Origin of the sequence: Pseudomonas sp. IT-93MI4 (assembly GCF_949767635.1) — a bacterium.
Lineage (GTDB): Bacteria > Pseudomonadota > Gammaproteobacteria > Pseudomonadales > Pseudomonadaceae > Aquipseudomonas > Aquipseudomonas putida_A.
On sequence record NZ_CATKPP010000011.1, the window covers coordinates 241,351 to 260,481 of the forward strand.

15 protein-coding genes and 1 pseudogene are annotated in these 19,131 nt (G+C 58.4%); 8 read left to right on the forward strand and 8 right to left on the reverse strand.

The window, feature by feature from the left end; all coding sequences use genetic code 11:
* Nucleotides 1-5 precede the first annotated feature (5 nt).
* Nucleotides 6-314: a YecR family lipoprotein gene (gene yecR / locus ACM6I7_RS08265; protein WP_027613060.1), complete on the forward strand. Its 309-nt coding sequence runs from the start codon at nucleotides 6-8 to the stop codon at nucleotides 312-314.
* Between the two features lies 1 nt (nucleotide 315).
* On the opposite strand, the gene ACM6I7_RS08270 is transcribed toward yecR, so the two are convergent.
* Nucleotides 316-1,941 carry a hybrid sensor histidine kinase/response regulator gene (locus ACM6I7_RS08270; protein WP_414888328.1) on the reverse strand — a complete coding sequence of 542 codons (1,626 nt, stop codon included), beginning with the start codon at nucleotides 1,939-1,941 and terminating at the stop codon, nucleotides 316-318.
* Nucleotides 1,942-2,054: 113 nt separating this feature from the next.
* On the opposite strand from ACM6I7_RS08270, the gene ACM6I7_RS08275 reads away from it, so the two are divergent.
* Nucleotides 2,055-2,669, forward strand: coding sequence for a LuxR C-terminal-related transcriptional regulator (locus ACM6I7_RS08275; RefSeq protein ID WP_183780407.1), 615 nt, complete (start codon nucleotides 2,055-2,057; stop codon nucleotides 2,667-2,669).
* A gap of 54 nt (nucleotides 2,670-2,723) precedes the next feature.
* Nucleotides 2,724-2,918 carry a PLDc N-terminal domain-containing protein gene (locus ACM6I7_RS08280; protein WP_007965735.1) on the forward strand — a complete coding sequence of 65 codons (195 nt, stop codon included), beginning with the start codon at nucleotides 2,724-2,726 and terminating at the stop codon, nucleotides 2,916-2,918.
* Nucleotides 2,919-3,001: 83 nt separating this feature from the next.
* Here ACM6I7_RS08280 and ACM6I7_RS08285 read toward each other — a convergent pair whose 3' ends face one another.
* The gene (locus ACM6I7_RS08285) at nucleotides 3,002-4,000 is read right to left on the reverse strand and encodes a bile acid:sodium symporter family protein (protein WP_027613056.1); all 999 of its coding nucleotides are present in this window, start codon (nucleotides 3,998-4,000) and stop codon (nucleotides 3,002-3,004) included.
* Nucleotides 4,001-4,085: 85 nt separating this feature from the next.
* Between ACM6I7_RS08285 and ACM6I7_RS08290 the strand changes: the two genes are divergently transcribed.
* Nucleotides 4,086-4,874: an AraC family transcriptional regulator gene (locus ACM6I7_RS08290; RefSeq protein WP_027613055.1), complete on the forward strand. Its 789-nt coding sequence runs from the start codon at nucleotides 4,086-4,088 to the stop codon at nucleotides 4,872-4,874.
* Between the two features lie 139 nt (nucleotides 4,875-5,013).
* Nucleotides 5,014-6,726, forward strand: a complete 1,713-nt coding sequence (locus ACM6I7_RS08295; RefSeq protein ID WP_414888536.1) for an amidase — start codon at nucleotides 5,014-5,016, stop codon at nucleotides 6,724-6,726.
* Between the two features lie 91 nt (nucleotides 6,727-6,817).
* On the opposite strand, the gene ACM6I7_RS08300 is transcribed toward ACM6I7_RS08295, so the two are convergent.
* A complete protein-coding gene (locus ACM6I7_RS08300) occupies nucleotides 6,818-7,528 on the reverse strand; it encodes a hypothetical protein (RefSeq protein WP_027613053.1) in 711 nt (236 codons plus the stop codon).
* Nucleotides 7,529-7,731: 203 nt separating this feature from the next.
* Here ACM6I7_RS08300 and ACM6I7_RS08305 point away from each other — a divergent pair, with 203 nt between their 5' ends.
* Nucleotides 7,732-8,703, forward strand: coding sequence for a TerC family protein (locus tag ACM6I7_RS08305; protein ID WP_414888329.1), 972 nt, complete (start codon nucleotides 7,732-7,734; stop codon nucleotides 8,701-8,703).
* A gap of 232 nt (nucleotides 8,704-8,935) precedes the next feature.
* Here the strand turns inward: ACM6I7_RS08305 and ACM6I7_RS08310 are convergent, their stop codons facing one another.
* Nucleotides 8,936-10,036, reverse strand: a complete 1,101-nt coding sequence (locus tag ACM6I7_RS08310) for a polyamine ABC transporter substrate-binding protein (protein ID WP_003225750.1) — start codon at nucleotides 10,034-10,036, stop codon at nucleotides 8,936-8,938.
* A gap of 297 nt (nucleotides 10,037-10,333) precedes the next feature.
* Nucleotides 10,334-11,755, reverse strand: coding sequence for a purine-cytosine permease family protein (locus tag ACM6I7_RS08315; protein WP_027613050.1), 1,422 nt, complete (start codon nucleotides 11,753-11,755; stop codon nucleotides 10,334-10,336).
* Nucleotides 11,756-12,078: 323 nt separating this feature from the next.
* On the opposite strand from ACM6I7_RS08315, the gene ACM6I7_RS08320 reads away from it, so the two are divergent.
* Together ACM6I7_RS08320 and ACM6I7_RS08325 are read left to right on the forward strand one after the other, a co-directional pair.
* Complete coding sequence (locus tag ACM6I7_RS08320) at nucleotides 12,079-12,564, forward strand: flavin reductase family protein (RefSeq protein WP_121184995.1); 486 nt, start codon at nucleotides 12,079-12,081, stop codon at nucleotides 12,562-12,564.
* A gap of 158 nt (nucleotides 12,565-12,722) precedes the next feature.
* Complete coding sequence (locus ACM6I7_RS08325; protein WP_150368787.1) at nucleotides 12,723-13,766, forward strand: LLM class flavin-dependent oxidoreductase; 1,044 nt, start codon at nucleotides 12,723-12,725, stop codon at nucleotides 13,764-13,766.
* Between the two features lie 92 nt (nucleotides 13,767-13,858).
* Here the strand turns inward: ACM6I7_RS08325 and ACM6I7_RS08330 are convergent, their stop codons facing one another.
* From ACM6I7_RS08330 to ACM6I7_RS08340, 3 genes and pseudogenes are all read right to left on the reverse strand, one after another.
* A complete protein-coding gene (locus tag ACM6I7_RS08330; protein WP_414888330.1) occupies nucleotides 13,859-14,224 on the reverse strand; it encodes a hypothetical protein in 366 nt (121 codons plus the stop codon).
* Between the two features lie 293 nt (nucleotides 14,225-14,517).
* Nucleotides 14,518-15,087, reverse strand: a complete 570-nt coding sequence (locus ACM6I7_RS08335; protein ID WP_414888331.1) for a hypothetical protein — start codon at nucleotides 15,085-15,087, stop codon at nucleotides 14,518-14,520.
* A gap of 1,668 nt (nucleotides 15,088-16,755) precedes the next feature.
* Nucleotides 16,756-18,975: pseudogene (locus ACM6I7_RS08340) on the reverse strand (hemagglutinin repeat-containing protein); the annotation flags it as partial.
* Nucleotides 18,976-19,131 lie beyond the last annotated feature (156 nt).

Here is a 19,131-nt window from a genome sequence, read left to right on the forward strand (position 1 = left end):
CCATCATGAAAATCCTGATCGCAACTCTCACTCTCACCGCCCTCGCTCTGACAGGCTGCGCCACGCCCAAACAATGGGAAGCCACCGGTGGCAGCAAGAACGACGGCGTGGTCCAGGTCTCCTACGAATTGGGTCAGTTCGAAAGCGGCCAGACCAACGCCGCACAAGGTCTGACTGTGGCGATGGAGCGCTGCAAGACCTGGGGTTACAAGAACGCCGAGGTGACCGGTTCCGAGAAGAACATCTGCCGCACCATGGGCCAGTTCAACTGCCTGCAAACCACCATCACTCAGGACTACCTCTGCAAGCGTTGAGTCAAACCTGCTCGGCCGGCTCGGTTTGCCGGTCGCGCAGGCTGCGCAAGGTCGCGCGCAGCTCGGCCGGGCGTACCGGTTTGGACAGGATGGAAATTTGGCGGTCGTGCAAGGCCGCCTGTATTTTCTCGATGTCATGCCCGGTGATGATCATCGCCGGCACCGCAAAACCACGCTGGCGCCGCACCTCGTCAATGCACTCGATGCCCGTGGAATGTGGACCCAGATCGTAATCGGCGACGATGATGTCGCAATCGGTGACCAGCCCCTGCCCGCTCAATTCGCCTTGCACCACGCAGCCCCAGCGCTCGAGCAGCGCCGAGGTCGCCAGCAAGACGTTGCGATCATCCTCCACCAGACACACCTTCAGCCCGGTCAACAGGCCGGCCTGCCGCACATCGTCACGCATGACCGGCAACTGCGGCGCCACGGCCACCGGCAAGCCATACAGGGAAACCGCCGTGCCGCGCCCAAGCTGCGAGCGCAAGGCTACATCGACGCCGATCAACTGCCCCAGACGCTTGACGATCGACAGCCCGAGGCCGACGCCTTCCACGTCCTTGTCACGCACCTGACGCACTCGATAAAACTCCTCGAAGACCTTCGGCAGATGCTCCTCGGCAATGCCGTTGCCACGGTCATAAATCACGATGGCCAGCCCGCTGCCACGCTTGCGCACGCCGATCAGTACCGGGCGTTGCGCGCCGTATTTGAAGCAATTGGAAAGCACGTTCTGCACCATGGTCGCGAGCAACGCCGGATCGCTCTGCACCCAGTGCTGGCACGGACGCAGGCGCAATTCCACACCGGCCCAGCGTGCCGCCTCGGCGTTCTGGCGGATCAGGTCGGCCAGCCACTCGCCGAGATTGAACACCTGCAGCCTCGGCAGAATGCGCCCGTTGTCGAGGGTGTAGAGGTCGAGAATCGAACGGAACAACTGCGAGACGTTGAGCAGCGAACGGTCGATGTTGTCGACCAGTTGCCGCTCCTGCTCGCCCAGCCGCGACTCACGCAGGCACGCCGTGAACAGCCCGATGGAATGAATCGGCTGGCGCAGATCATGGCTGGCCTGGGCGAGAAACCGCGATTTCTCCAGATTGGCCGCGACCGCCTCTTCGGAGGCCTTGCGCGTGCGCTCCAGCAGCAAGTGCGCGTAGAACGGAATCACGGTGCTGGTGAGCATCAACATCAGCACCATGTACGGCTGCGCCTGCCACACCGGCGTCAACCGATAGACCGCCAGCAACGCCAGCAGCGCCAACCCGGTGGCAATCGCCAGATAGCGCGAGCCATAGCGCATGCCGTTGCCCAGGTTGACCCAGATGATCACCGCGTACAGCGGCAACGCCGCTTCACCGCCGAGCACCAGGCCGAAACAGGTGCCGGTGTAATCGTGAATCATCGCGAATATTCGTCGCGCCGGGTAATGCCCCGGCCAGCGCGCGATGGCCTGGCGCAGGACAATCGACGCCAGCAGAAACAGCGTGATGTAGACCACCACCGGCAGATAGACATCGAAGCGCTGACCCGGCAATACACCGAGCACGCAGATGTAAACCATGGCAATGCTGGCGATGATGATCCGCAGATTGGCCTGATCCAGCTCGGTGTTTTTCTCGAACTTCATGGGCAACGTCCTTGTGCGACAGTCGTCAGATTCAGCAGCGGCCGGCAGGCAATCTGCGTACGCGGTGCTAAGGTGCATGCCGTAAACCACGCTGATCCAGGGAGGGTCACGTCATGACATGCCGCATCATCATAGCCGACGATCACCCGTTGTTTCGCGAAGCCATGCGGCGCACCGTGCAGCGCCTGTTGCCCGAGGCGACTATCGAGGAGGCCGGCGACCTCGACGCCGTGCTGGCCTTGCTGCCCGACGGCAGCGAGCCGGACACACTGATTCTCGACCTGCGCTTCCCCGGCCTGACCTGCATTAGCCAACTCGCCGAGCTGCGCAAAAAACTGCCGCGCACCACTTTGATCGTAGTGTCGATGGTCGACGACGAGGCGTTGATTGGTGAGGTAATGGCGGCCGGCATCGACGGTTTCATCGGCAAGAACATTGTCCCGGATGAGATCGGTCAGGCCATTCTGGCGATCCGCGAAGGCGAAGTGCTGGTCAGGTTCGCGCCTTCCGGGCTGCTGCCGCTGGAGACCGGCACCGCCCTCACCCCGCGTCAGCAGGATGTGTTACGGCTGATCGCCCAAGGCAAGACCAACAAGGAGATCGCCCGGGAACTGGATATTTCGCCGTTCACCGTGCGCATCCATGTGTCGTCGCTGTTGCGCACGCTCAACGTGCCGTCGCGGGCGGCCGCTGCGGTTAAATATTCGGGAGGCAGCGGCGCAATTTAAATGAACCCTGCGCGTTTGGACTCACCTAACTGAAAGACCATCAGGAGGTAGCCCATGCAAATTGAACCCGTCTGGATCGTACTCGCCGTCGTTCTTGTGATCATCGAATTGTGGGCGATCAACCGCGTGCGCAAGAGCGCAGGCAAAGGCAGCAACAAAGGCGTGTGGATTATCGCCATCGTGTTCGTACCGTTGTTTGGCCTGATTGCCTGGGCACTGGCCGGCCCGAAACACGTGACTCAGGACTGAAGGATTCTTGCGCTGTAATGCCCTGCGCGGTCAACTGTGGGAGCGAGCCTGCTCGCGATGGCTGACCGCCGGGCATCACTGCATTATGGATCAACCTGCGCCATCAGCTCCGGCACCGATTCCGGCCGCTTGGCATAACGCTGCGCCAGCACCGCACAGACCATCAGCTGAATCTGATGGAACAGCATCAGCGGCAGAATCAACACGCCGATGGTGCTGCCGGCAAACAACACCTGCGCCATCGGCACGCCGGTGGCCAGACTCTTCTTCGAACCGCAGAACAAAATGGTGATGCGGTCTTCCTGGCTGAAACCGAACGCCTTGCCCAGCAAGGTCGACGCCAACAGCACCAGCCCCAGCAGGATGCAGCAGACCACCACCAGCCCCAGCAGATCCACTACCGGAATCTGATGCCAGATACCTTCGTTGACCGCCTCGCTGAATGCGCCGTACACCACCAGCAGAATCGAACCCTGATCGACAAACTTCAGCCAGTTCTTGTTGCGCCCCACCCATGCGCCGATCCAGCGCCGAGCGATCTGCCCGGCGATAAACGGCAGCAGCAGTTGCACGCTGATTTTCAGGATCGCATCCAGGGTCGAGCCACCGTCGCCGTGCACGTTCAGCAGCAGCGTCACCAGCAACGGCGTGAGAAAGATCCCGAACAGGCTCGACGCCGCTGCACTGCAGATCGCCGCCGGGATATTGCCTCGGGCCAGCGAGGTGAAGGCAATTGCCGACTGCACGGTGGCGGGCAACGCGCAGAGATACAGCATGCCCATGTACAGCTTGTCGCCAATCAGCGGCGACAGCAGCGGTTTCAACGCGAGCCCGAGCAGCGGGAACAGCACAAAGGTCAGACCGAACACCAACAGGTGCAGGCGCCAGTGGCCGGCACCGGCGATGATCGATTCACGCGACAGCTTGGCGCCATGCAGGAAAAACAGCAGCGCAATGGCGATATTGGTCAGCCAGCCGAACCCCACCGCGACCTGCCCGCTGGCCGGCAGAAAACTGGCCAGCAGCACGACGCCGATCAGGGTCAGGGTAAAGTTGTCGGGCAGGAATCTTGGGCGAGTCATGGGCTTGTTCATCCGGGGGTTGCCAGTACGTGACTGCGACTCTAACGTGAGCAGAAATTACCGACTAACGCCGAAGAGCCAACAGATGCCGCCTAAAGGACATGAAAAAAGCTTCAGGCGCAGCATTCCCGGGCTGCCCAGCCTGCCCCGTGCGCTGTACGGGCGCACCGAATCGCTGCCCAATCGCGCACTGACCCGGCGTCACAGCCACCCGTGGGTGCAATTGTCGTACGCGATTCAGGGCGTGCTCGAAGTGCAGACCGGCGCCGGGCGTTTCGTCGCGCCACCGGAGCGCGCGGTGTGGATTCCGGCGGGCGTGCCGCACCGAGTGTTCAGCTCGCCGCACACCGAAATGCGCAGCCTGTACATCGACTGCAGCGTGGCCGGCTGGGCGCTGGAGCGCTGTCATGTGTTGGGCGTCAGCGACCTGCTGCGCGAACTGATTCGTGCGTTCAGTCTGGTCCCGGTGGAATATGACGAGGGTGGCGCACATGGTCGGTTGGCCCAGGTGATCCTCGATCAACTGGCCGAGGCGCCGCAGATCGACCTGATGCTGCCACTGCCCCAGGACAGCCGCCTGCGACAGATCTATCAAAGCCTGGAGCAACATCCGGAACAGCAGACCACACTGCAGCACTGGAGCGAAAAATTCGGCGTCACCGAAAAAACCCTCAGCCGCCTGTTTTTACGCGACACCGGCCTGACCTTCCGCGCCTGGCGCCAGCGCTTGCGATTGCTCGGCGCACTGACCCCGCTGGAACGTGGCGAACGCGTCACCGACGTGGCTCTGGCCTGCGGTTATGACTCGACCTCGGCGTTCATCGCAGCCTTCCGCCAACAGTTTGGCGAGACACCGGGTGAATTTTTTCGCTGAGTTTTGTCGATATTTATCGAATTAGCACATGCCATTCGGCAAAGTTCAGGGTAGAGTTTCGCCCATCGGTAATTCTTCACACGTTTCGACGATAACCATAATGACCCACCCCTTTAGCGAACCTGTCGGCGGTAACAGCATGATCGAAGTCACTGAAGTCTCCATTGCTCAATTACGCGCGGCGCTCGAAGCCGGCCAGACCACCGCGGTTGAACTGGTGCAGGCCTATCTGGCCCGGATCGACGCCTACGACGGCCCGAACACCGCCACCGCACTGAATGCCGTGGTGGTGCGCAATCCCGAAGCAATGGCCGAAGCCCGGGCGTCCGACGCGCGACGGGCCAAGGGCGAAATCCTCGGCCCGCTCGACGGCATCCCCTACACCGCCAAGGACAGCTATCTGGTCAAGGGGCTGACCGCCGCCTCGGGCAGCCCGGCCTTCGCCGATCTGGTGGCGCATCGCGACGCCTTCACCATCGAACGCCTGCGTGCCGCCGGGGCGATCTGCCTGGGCAAGACCAACATGCCGCCGATGGCCAATGGCGGCATGCAGCGTGGCGTCTATGGCCGGGCCGAAAGCCCGTATAACGCTGCTTATCTGACTGCGCCGTTTGCTTCCGGCTCGTCCAACGGTGCCGGCACCGCGACCGCGGCGAGCTTCTCGGCGTTCGGTCTGGCGGAAGAAACCTGGTCGAGCGGTCGCGGCCCGGCATCGAACAACGGTTTGTGCGCCTACACGCCATCGCGCGGAGTAATTTCGGTGCGCGGCAACTGGCCGCTGACGCCGACCATGGACGTGGTGGTGCCGTACGCCCGGACCATGGCCGATCTGCTTGAAGTGCTCGACGTTGTGGTCGCCGAAGACCCCGACACCCGTGGCGATCTGTGGCGCCTGCAGCCGTGGGTGCCGATCCCGAGCGTTGCCTCGGTACGCCCGGCGTCCTACGCCGAACTGGCAGTGAAACCCAATGCACTGGCCGGTAAACGCCTCGGTGTGCCGAAGATGTACATCAATGCCGACCCCGAAGCCGGCACCAGCGAAGCCCCAGGCATCGGCGGCCCGACCGGGCAGCGGATCAACACCCGCGCTTCGGTGATCGACCTGTGGAACCAGGCCCGCACCGCGCTGGAAGCGGCCGGCGCCGAAGTCATCGAAGTGGATTTTCCGCTGGTTTCCAACTGCGAAGGCGACCGCCCCGGCGCGCCGACCGTGTTCAATCGCGGCATCGTCTCCAAGGAATTCCTGCACCACGAACTGTGGGATCTGTCGGCCTGGGCCTTCGATGATTTCCTGCGCGCCAACGACGATCCGAAGCTCAATCGCCTGGCCGATGTCGACGGGCCGAAAATCTTCCCGCACGACCCGGGTACCCTGCCCAACCGTGAAGGCGATCTGGCCGCCGGCATGGACGAATACGTGCGCATGGCCGAGCGCGGAATCACTCCGTGGGACCAGATCCCGACGCTGCCCGATGGCCTGCGCGGTCTGGAAAAGACCCGCAAGCTTGATCTGGAAGACTGGATGGATGCGCTGAAACTCGACGCGGTATTGTTCCCGACCAACGCCGACGTCGGCCCGGCAGATGCCGATATCAATCCGGAATCGGCGGACATCGCCTGGAGCAATGGTGTCTGGGTCGCCAACGGCAATCTGGCGATCCGGCATCTCGGTGTGCCGACTGTCACCGTACCGATGGGGATCATGGCCGACATCGGCATGCCGGTTGGTCTGACTTTCGCCGGTCGTGCTTACGATGACTCGAATCTGTTGCGTCTGGCCTCGGCGTTTGAGGCTACCGGATCGAAGCGTCAGGTGCCGCCGCGTACTCCGGCGTTGGCCCGTGGCAAATAACTAACCCGAGGCGGCAGCTGCAGCCTCCTCGGGCACGCCAGATGACCGATCAGGTGCGCGCACTTGATCGGTCCTGATGCCGACAGTCATGTTATTTCGCGTCGTCATCATCCGGATCGAATTTCATTTTCTTGCTTTCTCCCTTACTTTCAACAAGGCCGGCTTTGGGGAGCTGAAAGGTATAAAACGAAACCTGGGTGTTGTTTTTTGAGTCGCGCTTGAGCAGATACAACATGTCCTCAGACTCTGCGACCTGGCAGGCGGTGTAGCGGTCCAGGCTGCGGAAGGTCAAGGTGCGCTCCTCGCACTTCGCGGCGGTATCCAGGGCAGATTTTCTGCCCGACATCGAGGGTACGTGGACGGTCAGATACCAGGCCAGAATGGAAAATCCGGCCAGGACTGCGGAAAAAGCGAAGAGTTTGAACACGATGTTCAATTCACTTGCACGTTGGCGAAACCTCACAAGCCACAGAGGATTTGTCGGGGATACCGGCAGCCTTCCCGGCCGCTCAGTCAAGGCAATGATCAATGAAACGGCAATGACAAATGCTATGGCGAACAGTAACGCGCCGATCATCGCGCCAAGTCCTGCAGCGCCATACGCAGCAAGCTTTTGACCACTGATATTCAATCGGTCAAACGGCACATCCAGCACCAGATAATATTTTTCCAGATGAGCGTAGCCATTGAGTACGAATGCGCCGAGCATCGCCGCAATGAATAACGAAACCTCGATGCGCAAGTATTTCCGGTAGCGTTCCAACCCCTCTTCTGCACGCAACTCATTGACTGGCTGATTCAATTACGAAACTCCTTTTCGTTGCCGGACAAGGCATTCGCCCGACCCAATGAAGGCGGCGATCATACCGCTATGCGCGCATCATCAGTACAACACTTCGTTTTTCCCGAACTGTCGCTAAGAAATAAGCGATTTTTCTTACATCTAAACTCGCCGCTAGCATGGCCCTGCCTGACCCTAATTCAATAAAAGCCAGGGAGCCAACCATGCCAACCACCAACATCAATATTGGCGAACCATGGATGTGGGGCGCGTTTATCATCTTCGTTCTCGCCATGCTTGCACTGGACCTGTTCGTCTTCGGCGGACGCAAGGCACACCGCGTTTCAGTGCGGGAAGCGTCCTGTTGGGTGATCGCCTGGTGCGCACTGGCCTTGGCCTTCGCCGGGTTGCTCTGGTGGTACTTGAACGGCGAGTTCGGCGCCGAAATTGCCCAGCGCAAGACCCTGGAATTCCTCACTGGTTATCTGATCGAGCAGTCACTGTCGATCGACAACATGTTCGTCTTCGTGATGATCTTCAGCTACTTCGCCGTGCCACCGGAATTGCAACGCCGGGTGCTGCTGTACGGCGTACTCGGGGCGATCGTGATGCGCGCGGCGATGATCTTCGCCGGGGTGTGGCTGGTGTCGCAGTTCGAGTGGCTGTTGTATGCCTTCGGGGTGTTCCTGATCATCACCGGGATCAAGATGCTGATGTTCGCCGAGCAGCAACCGGACCTCGACAAAAACCCGCTGCTGCGTTGGGTGCGCGGGCACATGCGGATCACGCAGGGCTTTCACGGCGAGCGCTTTTTCGTGCTGCAGAACGGCGTGCGCTGGGCCACGCCGATGTTCCTGGTGCTGGTGCTGATCGAGGCCAGCGACCTGATGTTTGCAGTCGATAGCATCCCGGCGATCTTCGCGGTCACCACCGATCCGTTCATCGTGTTCACCTCGAACATCTTCGCGATCATGGGCCTGCGTGCGCTGTACTTCCTCCTGGCAGACATGGCCGATCGCTTTCATTTGCTCAAGTACGGACTGGCAATTGTGCTGGTGTTCATCGGCGGCAAGATGACGCTGATGCCTTGGTTTCACATGCCGGTGGAATGGTCACTGGCGGTGGTGGGCGGGGTGATTCTGGGGTCGGTGGTGTTGAGTCTGGTGATGAGTAAAAACGCGCCACAAAACCTGTAGGAGTGAGCCTGCTCACAATGCGGTGCGACATTCAATAAAGGTGTCGGCTGACCCGACGCCTTCGCGAGCAAGCCCGCTCCCACAGGTGATAGTCAGTGGATGGAGGATCCGGAGCTGGCCGAGATCAAAGGGTGGGAGTGGGCTTGCTCACGAAGGGGCCGGCACATCCAGCATCAATGTCGTCTGACACGACGCATCGCGAGCAGGCTCACTCCTACAGGTGACCGCGGCGTTACTTGTCGGACTTGATGCTGGTCCACACTCGGGTGCGCACGCGTTCGAGTTTTTGCGGCAGTGGCTGGACCACATACAGGGTTTTCAGCGCCTCGCTGGTCGGCGTCAGGTTTGGGTTGCCAGTGATGTCCTTGTTCACCAGCGGCATCGAGTCCTTGTTCACGTTCGGGTAGCCGAGGAAGTCGCTGATCGGCGCAATGACTTTCGGATCGAGCAAGGTGTTGAGGAATTCATGCGCCTCTTCGACGTTCTTCGCGCTCTTCGGAATCGCGAAAGTATCGAACCAGATCGGCGCGCCCTCCTTCGGCAAGCGCCAGTCAACCACCACACCGTTGCCCGCCTCTTTCGCGCGGTTACCGAACTGGTAGAAGCTGCCGGAATAGCCGATGGCCACGCAGATGTCGCCATTGGCGATGTCGGTCATGTACTTGGCCGAGTTGAAGTAGGTCACGTACGGGCGAATCTTCAGCATCAGATCCTTGGCCTTTTCATAGTCGGCCGGGTTCTGGCTGTTCGGATCGAGACCGAGGTAATGCAGGGCCAGCGGGAGGATTTCCGACGGCGAATCGAGCATCGCCACGCCGCAGGATTTGAGTTTCTCCATGTTCTCCGGCTTGAACACCAGATCCCAGCTGTCCACCGGCGCGTTGTCGCCGAGCGCTGCCTTGACTTTGGCCGGGTTGAAACCGATCAGTACCGTGCCGTACATGTAGGGCACGCCGTACTGGTTGCCAGGGTCATTGGCGTCGAGCAACTTGAGCAGCGCCGGATCCTGATGACTCCAGTTCGGCAGTTTTGACTTGTCGAGTTTCTGGAACACCCCGGCCTTGATCTGGGTGTCGATGAACTGGTTCGACGGCACCACCAGGTCGTAGCCGGAGTTGCCGGTGAGCAACTTGGCCTCCAGCGATTCGTTGGTGTCGAAGGTGTCCCAGGTCACTTTGATGCCGGTCTTCGCGGCGAAATCCTTGGGCACCGACGGCAGGATGTAATCCGCCCAGTTGTAGACCCGCAGCTCGCGCTGCTCGGCGTGTACCGCGCTGGCCAGCAGCGTCAGCCCACACACGGTGGCACCCAGAATGCGTTTCATCGTGACCATGGTTGTTTCCCCGGATTGCGACGTGAGATCGATGGTTTTTATGTTCTGTACACGGCAGCGGCTGTAAAGGTAGCCAAGGGCAAGGAAGGTCCAGCGTTTCGTTGTGGCTTTGATTCTTGCCGACCGCGGGGTCGCGGCACAGTGGGGGATGGGCCAAAAGGGGATCGAAATGGCCAATTTGAATGACCACTGGAATGCGGACGCTGGACGGGGATCACTTGTGGTGAGGGGATTCATCCCCGATGGGGCGCGAAGCGGCCCCCTTTTACATCTCAAAGGGGCCCGCACTCGCTGATTTCACGACTGCTTCGCAGCCGATCGGGGATAAATCCCCTCGCCACGTTGCTTCTGCGTCTGCCCGCGTGTGGCGAGGCAATAATACAGCGGCACCGTCACCACCAGGCCAAACAGCCACGACAGATCCGCACCGTCCACCAGATTGGCGTACGGCCCGACATACAACGAGGTATTGGCGAACGGCAGCTGCACAATGATCCCGATGAAATAGGCAATGATCGCGTGCGGATTGAAGCGCCCGTAAATGCCGCCGTCCGCGCGAAAAATCGAGCTAATGTCATACGCGCCGCGCTTGATCAGGTAGAAATCGATCAGATTGATCGACGCCCACGGCACCAACACCAGCAGCAACGCCAGAATCAGCCCGATGAACTGCGAAATGAAATTCGCCGAGGCACCCAGCGCCACCACGCAGCACCCCGCCAGCACCACGCTCGACAACAGCACACGCACCTTGATGCTCGGCGTCCACTGACTGGCAAAGGTCTGGATCGAGGTGATGATCGACAGCACCGCGCCGTACAGATTCAGCGCGTTGTGGCTGATGATATTGAGCAGAAACAACACCATCAGAATCGGCCCGAGCCACCCGGTGGATTGCTTGACCGCGGCCATCGCCTCGGTGCCTTCAGGCGTTGCCAAAACCGCCACCGCGCCAAAGCTGAACGACAGAATCGTCCCCAGCGTCGCCCCCAGATAAGTGGCCCAGAACGGTTTGGCGATACCGATATCCGCCGGCAGATAACGCGAATAATCGGACACGTACGGCGAGAAGCTGATCTGCCAGATGATCCCCAGCGACACCGTCGCCAGCCAGCCCGACAGGTTGAAGCTGCCGCGCGTCAGGAAGTCTGCCGGCAAGTCGTGGGCGAAGATGTAGATGAAACCGGCGAGCAGCGCGCTGCCCATCACCCAGGTGCCGATGCGGTTGAGCGTGTGGATGAAGTTGTAGCCGATCACGCCAATCGCCGTGGCCGCCAGTGCGCCGATCAGAATGCTCAGCGGCGCTGGTACCGACGGTGCGATGCCGACAATCGATTTACCGGCCAGCACGATGTTGGAAATGAAGAAGCCGATGTAGATGAGCGCCGCAAAAAACACGATCAGCAGTGCGCCGTAACGCCCGAACTGACCACGACTCTGGACCATTTGCGGAATGCCCATGCGCGGGCCTTGCGCCGACGCCAGAGCGATCACCACGCCGCCGATCAGGTGCCCCAGCGCAATCGCCAGCAGCCCCCAAAGCAAATCGAGATGGAACACCTGAACCACCATGGCGCCGGTGACGATGGGCAGTGGCGCGATGTTGGTGCTGAACCATAAGGTGAAAAGGTCGCGGGCCTTCCCGTGGCGTTCCGCGAGTGGGACGTAGTCGACCGTGTGATTCTCGATCAACGGATCTTGCCGGGACATCTGGGACATATGCATGAACTCGAGTTTGTCTGTTCTTATCTTTGTATGAAGCCAAACCGGGGGGACTCTGGGTCGCCCCTCAGATGCAGACCATATTATGGTATTCCAAACATTTCACAAGACTGATCCGTAGTTTACGGTGCTAGCTGATCCGCCATCCTCACTGATACTGCGGCCTGCAGGCCAGCCGAAAGCCCAATAAACGCTGAGTTTCCGACGAAAGCACCACGTTTATCGGTTCAGCCTAAAAGCCCTTGCAAAGAAAAAATACTGGTATACCATCAGACCAATAAATACATAAAAATCGCGTCACAACACCCGAGGACCGTCCAATGATCGATGCTGCCATCTACAAACAAGTCATGGGCTCGTTTCCGTCCGGCGTCACTGTCATCACCACGCTGGACGATAACGGCCAGATCGTCGGCCTCACCGCCAGCGCCTTCAGTTCATTGTCGATGGACCCGGCCCTGGTGCTGTTCTGCCCCAACTACAGCTCCGACTCCTACCCTGTGCTGATCAAGAACAAGCGCTTCGCGATCCACGTCCTGTCCGGCGGCCAGCAAAGCGAAGCCTACGCCTTCGCCCGCAAAGGCAAGGACAAGGCGCAGGGCATCGAGTGGACGTTGAGTGAGCTGGGCAACCCGATCCTGGCCAATGCGACGGCTATCATCGAGTGTGAGTTGTGGCGCGAATACGAAGGCGGTGACCACGCGATCATGGTCGGCGCGGTGAAGAATCTGATCGTCCCGGAGCAGCACACCGGGCCGCTGGTGTATTGCCACGGCAAGATGGGCGCCCTGCCCGTTCTGGCCTGAGCAAAACTGCAACCCCACACAAATCCACTGTGGGAGGGGGCTTGCTCCCGAAGGCGATGTGTCAGCCACCAGAGATGTCGATTGATCCACCGCTTTCGGGAGCAAGCCCCTCCCACACAGTTTTGTAGACTCAACAATAAAAGATCCGAGGAAGCGTCATGAAATTTTCCCTGTTCATCCACATGGAACGCTGGGACGAAAGCGTCAGCCACCGCCAACTGTTCGAAGACCTGACCGAACTGACCCTGATGGCCGAGGCCGGTGGTTTCAGCACCGTGTGGATCGGCGAACACCACGCGATGGAATACACCATCTCGCCAAGCCCGATGCCGCTGCTGGCCTACCTCGCCGCCAAAACCACCACCATCCACCTCGGCGCCGGCACCATCATCGCGCCGTTCTGGCACCCACTGCGGGTCGCTGGTGAATGCGCGCTGCTCGACGTCATCAGCAACGGACGCATGGAAGTCGGCCTGGCCCGTGGCGCCTATCAGGTCGAATTCGATCGCATGGCCGGCGGCATGCCCGCCTCCAGCGGCGGTCAGGCCCTGCGCGAAATGGTCCCGGTGGTCCGCGCTCTGTGGCAAGGCGACTACGCCCACGACGGCGACATCTGGAAATTCCCGACCTCGACCAGCGTGCCAAAACCGATTCAGAAACCGAACCCACCGATGTGGATCGCCGCCCGCGACCCGGATTCGCACAACTTCGCCGTGGCTAACGGCTGCAACGTGATGGTCACGCCGCTGATGAAAGGCGACGAAGAAGTCGTCGACCTGAAGAACAAGTTCCAGACTGCGCTGGATAACAACCCGGATGTGCCGCGTCCGCAACTGATGGTGCTGCGTCACACCCACGTGCACTCGGCGGACGATCCGGACGGCTGGAAAATCGGCGCGAAAGCGATCTCACGGTTCTACCGCACCTTCGATGCCTGGTTCGGCAACAAGGAAGTACCGGTCAACGGCTTCCTCGCTCCCAGCCCAGAAGAGAAATTTGCTGGCCGCCCGGAGTTTGAGCTGGAGAGCCTGCACAAGACGGCGATGATTGGTACGCCGGAAGAGATCATTCCGCGGATCAAGTATTACCAGGAACTTGGGGTGGATGAGTTCAGTTTCTGGTGTGACAACAGCTTGCCGCATGCGGAGAAGAAGAAGTCGTTGGAGCTATTTATCAGGGATGTGGTGCCGGCGTTTCGTTAAGTCACTGCCGATCGCCAGTCCAAATAAAAAGCTCCGAGCAGTTCGGGGCTTTTCAGTTCAGCAGCAATTGAAACCCGGCCTAATAATTCCAATCACAAAAACACTTTGCTAACAGTGTCCATATCAGACTGGATAATCTCTAATTCTTTATCATCAACGCCGATTTCTACAAGACTCTCAACGCTGCACTTTTCGTACGTATCTGCCAAAAATTCCAACATATCAATCGCGTATTGACTTTCCCTTGACAGCCTTAACCCACGACGAATGCCTTCCATATAAATAGCGGTCTGAAGAACTGCGTTAGCGCCAGGAGAATCCTTTCGCATAAGACGCTCCAATTCATCTTGAGTATACGCAAACGCTTGTTCCGGACGAAAACCAAGTTCATCAATCGCGTAGCTATAGTTCCCTGCAACCATAGCTCTAGCTTGATTAAACATACTATCGACTCGCATATTCAATTTTCCACTGTAAATACATTCAATTGAATTTTTGGATAGCGATCACGTGGGGAAAACGCGGACAGACCACGTTTCTTAAATAAATTTCAAAGCTGTGGCCCGTGCCCCTTTATCTAAACGTGGTCTGGCCGCACCTACATGCTGGCACAGCGGAGCCCGAAAAAAAACAACCTTGAGGGCCTTCTTCTCAACACTTTTCCACACGGGAGATCGATCACCAGATCCTGTTGCAGAGCATTCATGGTTCGATCTCCAATACCGGGAGGAACAAGCGGAAGTGGTATGGTTTATTCGAGCGGGACCCGCCCACCTTCATCATTGAAATAATCATGAAACGCGTCAATGATTGTGTCCAAAGTTCCATCACGACCTTTAAGGGCTTGAAACTCCTTGGAACGGATCAAATTACGCCCTACGCCCTCAGAAAATTTTAACTTGGCATTGGCCTTACTCAGAGCCAGCACACCAAACTCTTCGTAAGCACTTTCAAACAATAGCCAATCAAAACCCAGATTACCGATGATCATCGGGTAATCCGCAGTGCCTTTGAAAAAGTCCCGAAAGCCAGAATTCAAGACTTCGATACCTTCATCGACATTGTTCCCATCGAAAAGGTAGCACAAGCCAGAAGGTGCGCTGAACAAGGCGAATACGTCTGTCGAGAAAACTTCATAGTTCAAGCGAACCAAGTCACTGAGAACATCAGTACTACTTAGCACTGGCCTTTCAAAAAAATAATACTCAAGCCCTGAATCAAGAAAGACCATCGCAGGAAGATCTTTTTCCAAATCAAGGTGCCTCGCTAACGCTGCCGTTATGCGATTCACTTCTTTAAATTCCACTTTTGACAGGCTCATTTACTCAACCTTGAATCGGATTTTGACAATCGATCTGTCGATGCCTTTAATTAGCAATTCTGCCGTAGGTTCTTTTGTCGACGTAGACATCGGATAGAACTTATAAGTCCTGTCTCCTTTGGTCAGCATGGAGACCGTTCCGTCCCCTGAAAACGTTCTGTTGTAACCGTTGGCTTCCAGCGTTTTTATTGCTTCTGAAGGTGAGGTATAAGCATCAATTTGGCCCACGCTCTTTCGCGTCCATTTTGGCTTAAACTCTATACCAGTTTGGTAAGGGGCGCTTTTGCCAATAAGTAACATCCCTGCGGTCATCTGCAGCTCAGTCATCAACGTCGCCCGCTGTTGCAGCGTTAGCGGCTGACCCGCTTGCTGATCCAGCCAACTGGTATCTTTTGCCCACTGGTCTGCGAGAGCCATCTCGTCGGGGGTCAACCAACCTTCTGCCAGGTTTTTGGCGAAGGCCATCTGTTTATCGGAGGTAAATAAAGCCCCCCAACCGTCAACGCCCTGCGATGGAACGGCTATCGACCAGGGGTTACCATTAAGCAAACCCACCATGTCGTAAGAAACATTTCTGCGAAGGAAATTCAACAGATCCTTCGCCACCGGAGTATCCATGGAAACGGCGCTGCTCTGGATTTCATCAACACATGCCCGACTTTTGCAATCATTGATTGCCATCGAACGTTGGGCGGACAGATCCTCATACTTAGTGACGATGTCGCGGATCGTTTGCGCACTACAACCAGCAGTTGATCGACATCCCTCAAGCTCTTTGAGCAATCGTTCGGCGGACGGATGGTCAAGATTGTTGTACTGGGTTGCATTGGCTGTCACAGCAGCAGCAGTGGACGCATCCCCACCTGTAATTGCAGCCGTCAGTACGCCAACCAACTGCGAGGCTGCCAGTAACTTGTTTACCCCTTGCTGATAAACCGCACTGTTCTTGTCAACACCTACCGGCAACAGTTTGTCGGCCAGAAAATCAACCAGCGCCTCATTCGCCCCCGCTGCAATCGCACCGGTACGGAAATCGCCACCCATCGCTTCGGCCATCAAACCGCCCAGCGCGGCATGCATCACAACCTTGGTGACTTTGCCTTGGTCGAATACGGTGATATCACCAATCTTATTAGCTGCAACCGCGCCACCGATGGCAACGACGGAGCCAAGTGCTGAAGAAACCAGATTGTCCTGAAGACTCCCGCCCATGACCGCCGTTTTCGCCAAGGCATCAAACGTCGCCTTCATAGCTACGCTCTGGACACTGTCCAGATCGAAGTTCAGATCTGTGGGGTTGTATCCGAACTTCGAGGCAATACCTGCCGTGATTGCAGCGAAAACGTAACTTTTGAAACTCTCTGAAGCGATCACATCCTTGAAGGTATCGCCCAAGTTGCCCTTGTTGTTGATTGCACTGGTAGCAGCCTGCCCTACCGCTGCAGAAAACGCCGCCGTGGCTGCCGCAGATGCAGCCGCGGCAATGGTAGCAGCCGTAGATGCGGAAGCACCCGCAGCGATTGCCGCAGACGAAGCCGCTTGACCTGCAGTAGCCCCTATCGTCGCGGCTGTTCCGGTTCCTGCTGTCAGCACAGAAACAATGATGACCACCGCCAGCATGGCTGCCGGCCCCATTCCGGAGTTGCTGTATTTGAACGATTCGTGGGTTTCCTTGACCATGCGCCAGTCAACATCACCGCGTTTCTCGGCGTCTTTCAACCAGGCGAGCCCCGGGTCTGCTTTGACCATGGCGTCGATCGTTTGACTGACCGACTTTTGGTTGATGTCGCGCAGGTCGATATTCAAGCCGTCAATAGCATTGATTACCAGATTGCCATTAGCTGTGAGTTCGGTCTGACGAAGTGTTTCGTCGGTATTCCCTCGACCCTTCGCAGAACTCCAGACCGAGCTTGAACTGCTCTTCTCGTGACTCTCCTGATGCAGATCCTTGACGCCTTCGAAAGTAACGGAGCCGCCACTGGTGATGGTCAGATCATTGCCACTGTCCAGTTTGGCGGCCTGGTAATGTTGATCGCCATTACTCACCAGTACCATGTCACCACCCGAGGTGATCACACTGCCAATGTTGTCGACCTTGGTCACCTCATCACGCTTGGTCTTACTGGAGCCGAAAGAGCCCTTTTTCTTCTTGTCGTACAGCGAGTAATCAGTGTCCTGGGCCGCGAGAATATTCAGGTTGTTACCCGCTACCAGATACGCCTCGTCGCCCGCCGTGACCCGGCTGGAGACAACGGTCAGATCTTCGCCAGAACTAAGCGCCACACTGCCGCCTGCCGTCACCCCCGACATGACCTGGCTGACATGATCTTCCTGAACGGTAAGTTTCTTGCCCTTGGACAAAGAGTGCTGTTCGTCCGCCGCAGAACTGATGATCAAGTTTTCGGCAGCGCTCATCGAGACATCGCGCTTAGCATCAATCTGGCTGGCGATCACTGCTAGGTCGCGACCGGCCTGCGCTGTGAAATCGCGTCCCGCATTGACGTTCGCACCCAGTTGAGTGACGTCACTGCTGTTGTGTTTGCTGTCGTGAAATACGCTGTTAGTGACTTGTGTCGCTGCGATATTAAGATCGCGCTCGGCATCAAGATCCATGTCTCGACCGCTTTGCAGCACACCACCGGAGATATTAATGTCGCGGCCGGACATGATGCTCAGGTCATTGGTGGCTTCGATACGTGCAGCTGTATCGGCGAAATCGTGATGCTGAGTACCGAAACGCGTGCTGCTGTCGGATGAAGTAACAACGCGCTCGTTGATTACATCTCCACTGAGTGTGTTCAGCGACACTTCACGCCCGGTGATGACGCCCCCGGATTTATTGATAATGTCGTTGGTCGCCAACAGATCCAGACGATTCCCAGCCTGGATAAGTCCACTATTTATCAGATTGTTACCCGCCGTCGCCGACAGATTATTCGTCGCCTTCAACGTCCCGACGTTGTCCAGGTTTTCACCGGCAATCAGCGTCACATCATTACCGGCAATCAACGCCCCGGTCGGACCTAGGCGGCCATTGGCCTGCGCCAGATAAACCACCGGCACCAGCACTTTCTCACCGTTCACTTCGTGCTCTTCGAGCCAGACGATGTCGTGGGTCAGCGCCGCGACTTGCTGCGAGGTTAGACCGACGCCTACCGACAGGTTGAGGGCGTCCTTGCTGGCGATGGCGTTGTTCATCAGGTACTTGAACATGCCTTCGTTGGAGGTCTGGCCGTCGATGAACGCCTGGCCGGTGCGGGCGGTGACGGCTTGCTGGATCAGGCGTTGCTCGTAGAGGCCGTCGCCGAGGCGCTTGGCGCTCTGGTCGGGGTCGTAGCCGAGTTTTTCCAGCAGGTAGTCGGAGCTCATGAACGACTTGAGGTCGGTCAGCACCGGGTTGGTTTCGATCAGGTATTTGTGCGCGTTGGACGGCGCCTTGGTGTCCGGCAGACCGGTGACGCGGGTCACCGGACGGGTGTCGATCGACTCCTTGGCGTCGTTGCCGCGGTCTTTCATGCCCGGGCCGGCGGCGTTCACCGGCACGTTGACGTCGACCGTACTGGCCACGGCCTGCACGATGCTTGGGGTGCGGTGGAACGTATCCACTGCGCGCGTGCTGTCGGAGACCGCGGGCGGCGCGTCAATAAAAAGATTACGCGGGCCGCCAGTGCTGGCAGCCACGACGTGCTCTTCTGTGGCGACGGTTTGCCCACCCACGGTCCAGGTCAGCGCCGGGCCGGTCGTGGCGACTGGCGCGGTATCCGTGGCGCCCTGCCCGCTCAGGCGGAACAGACCGTTATCCCCGGTTGGAAGGGAGAAGCCGGGCAGGGACAGCGGGTTGACCTGCTGCTGGGCGAGGTCCGGCGGCAGTTGGCTGTTAAGGTGCACCAGCAACGGTTTACCTGTACCACCGCCTTGTGTGTTTTGGCGACGGTCGACTCCTGCACTGAAGCCGTAGTCTTGATGGATAACGCTGTTGGTCAGGTTCTGGGACGCGGTGATATTCACCTTGCCCCCCGCCTGCACCACAGCGCTCTGCACAGC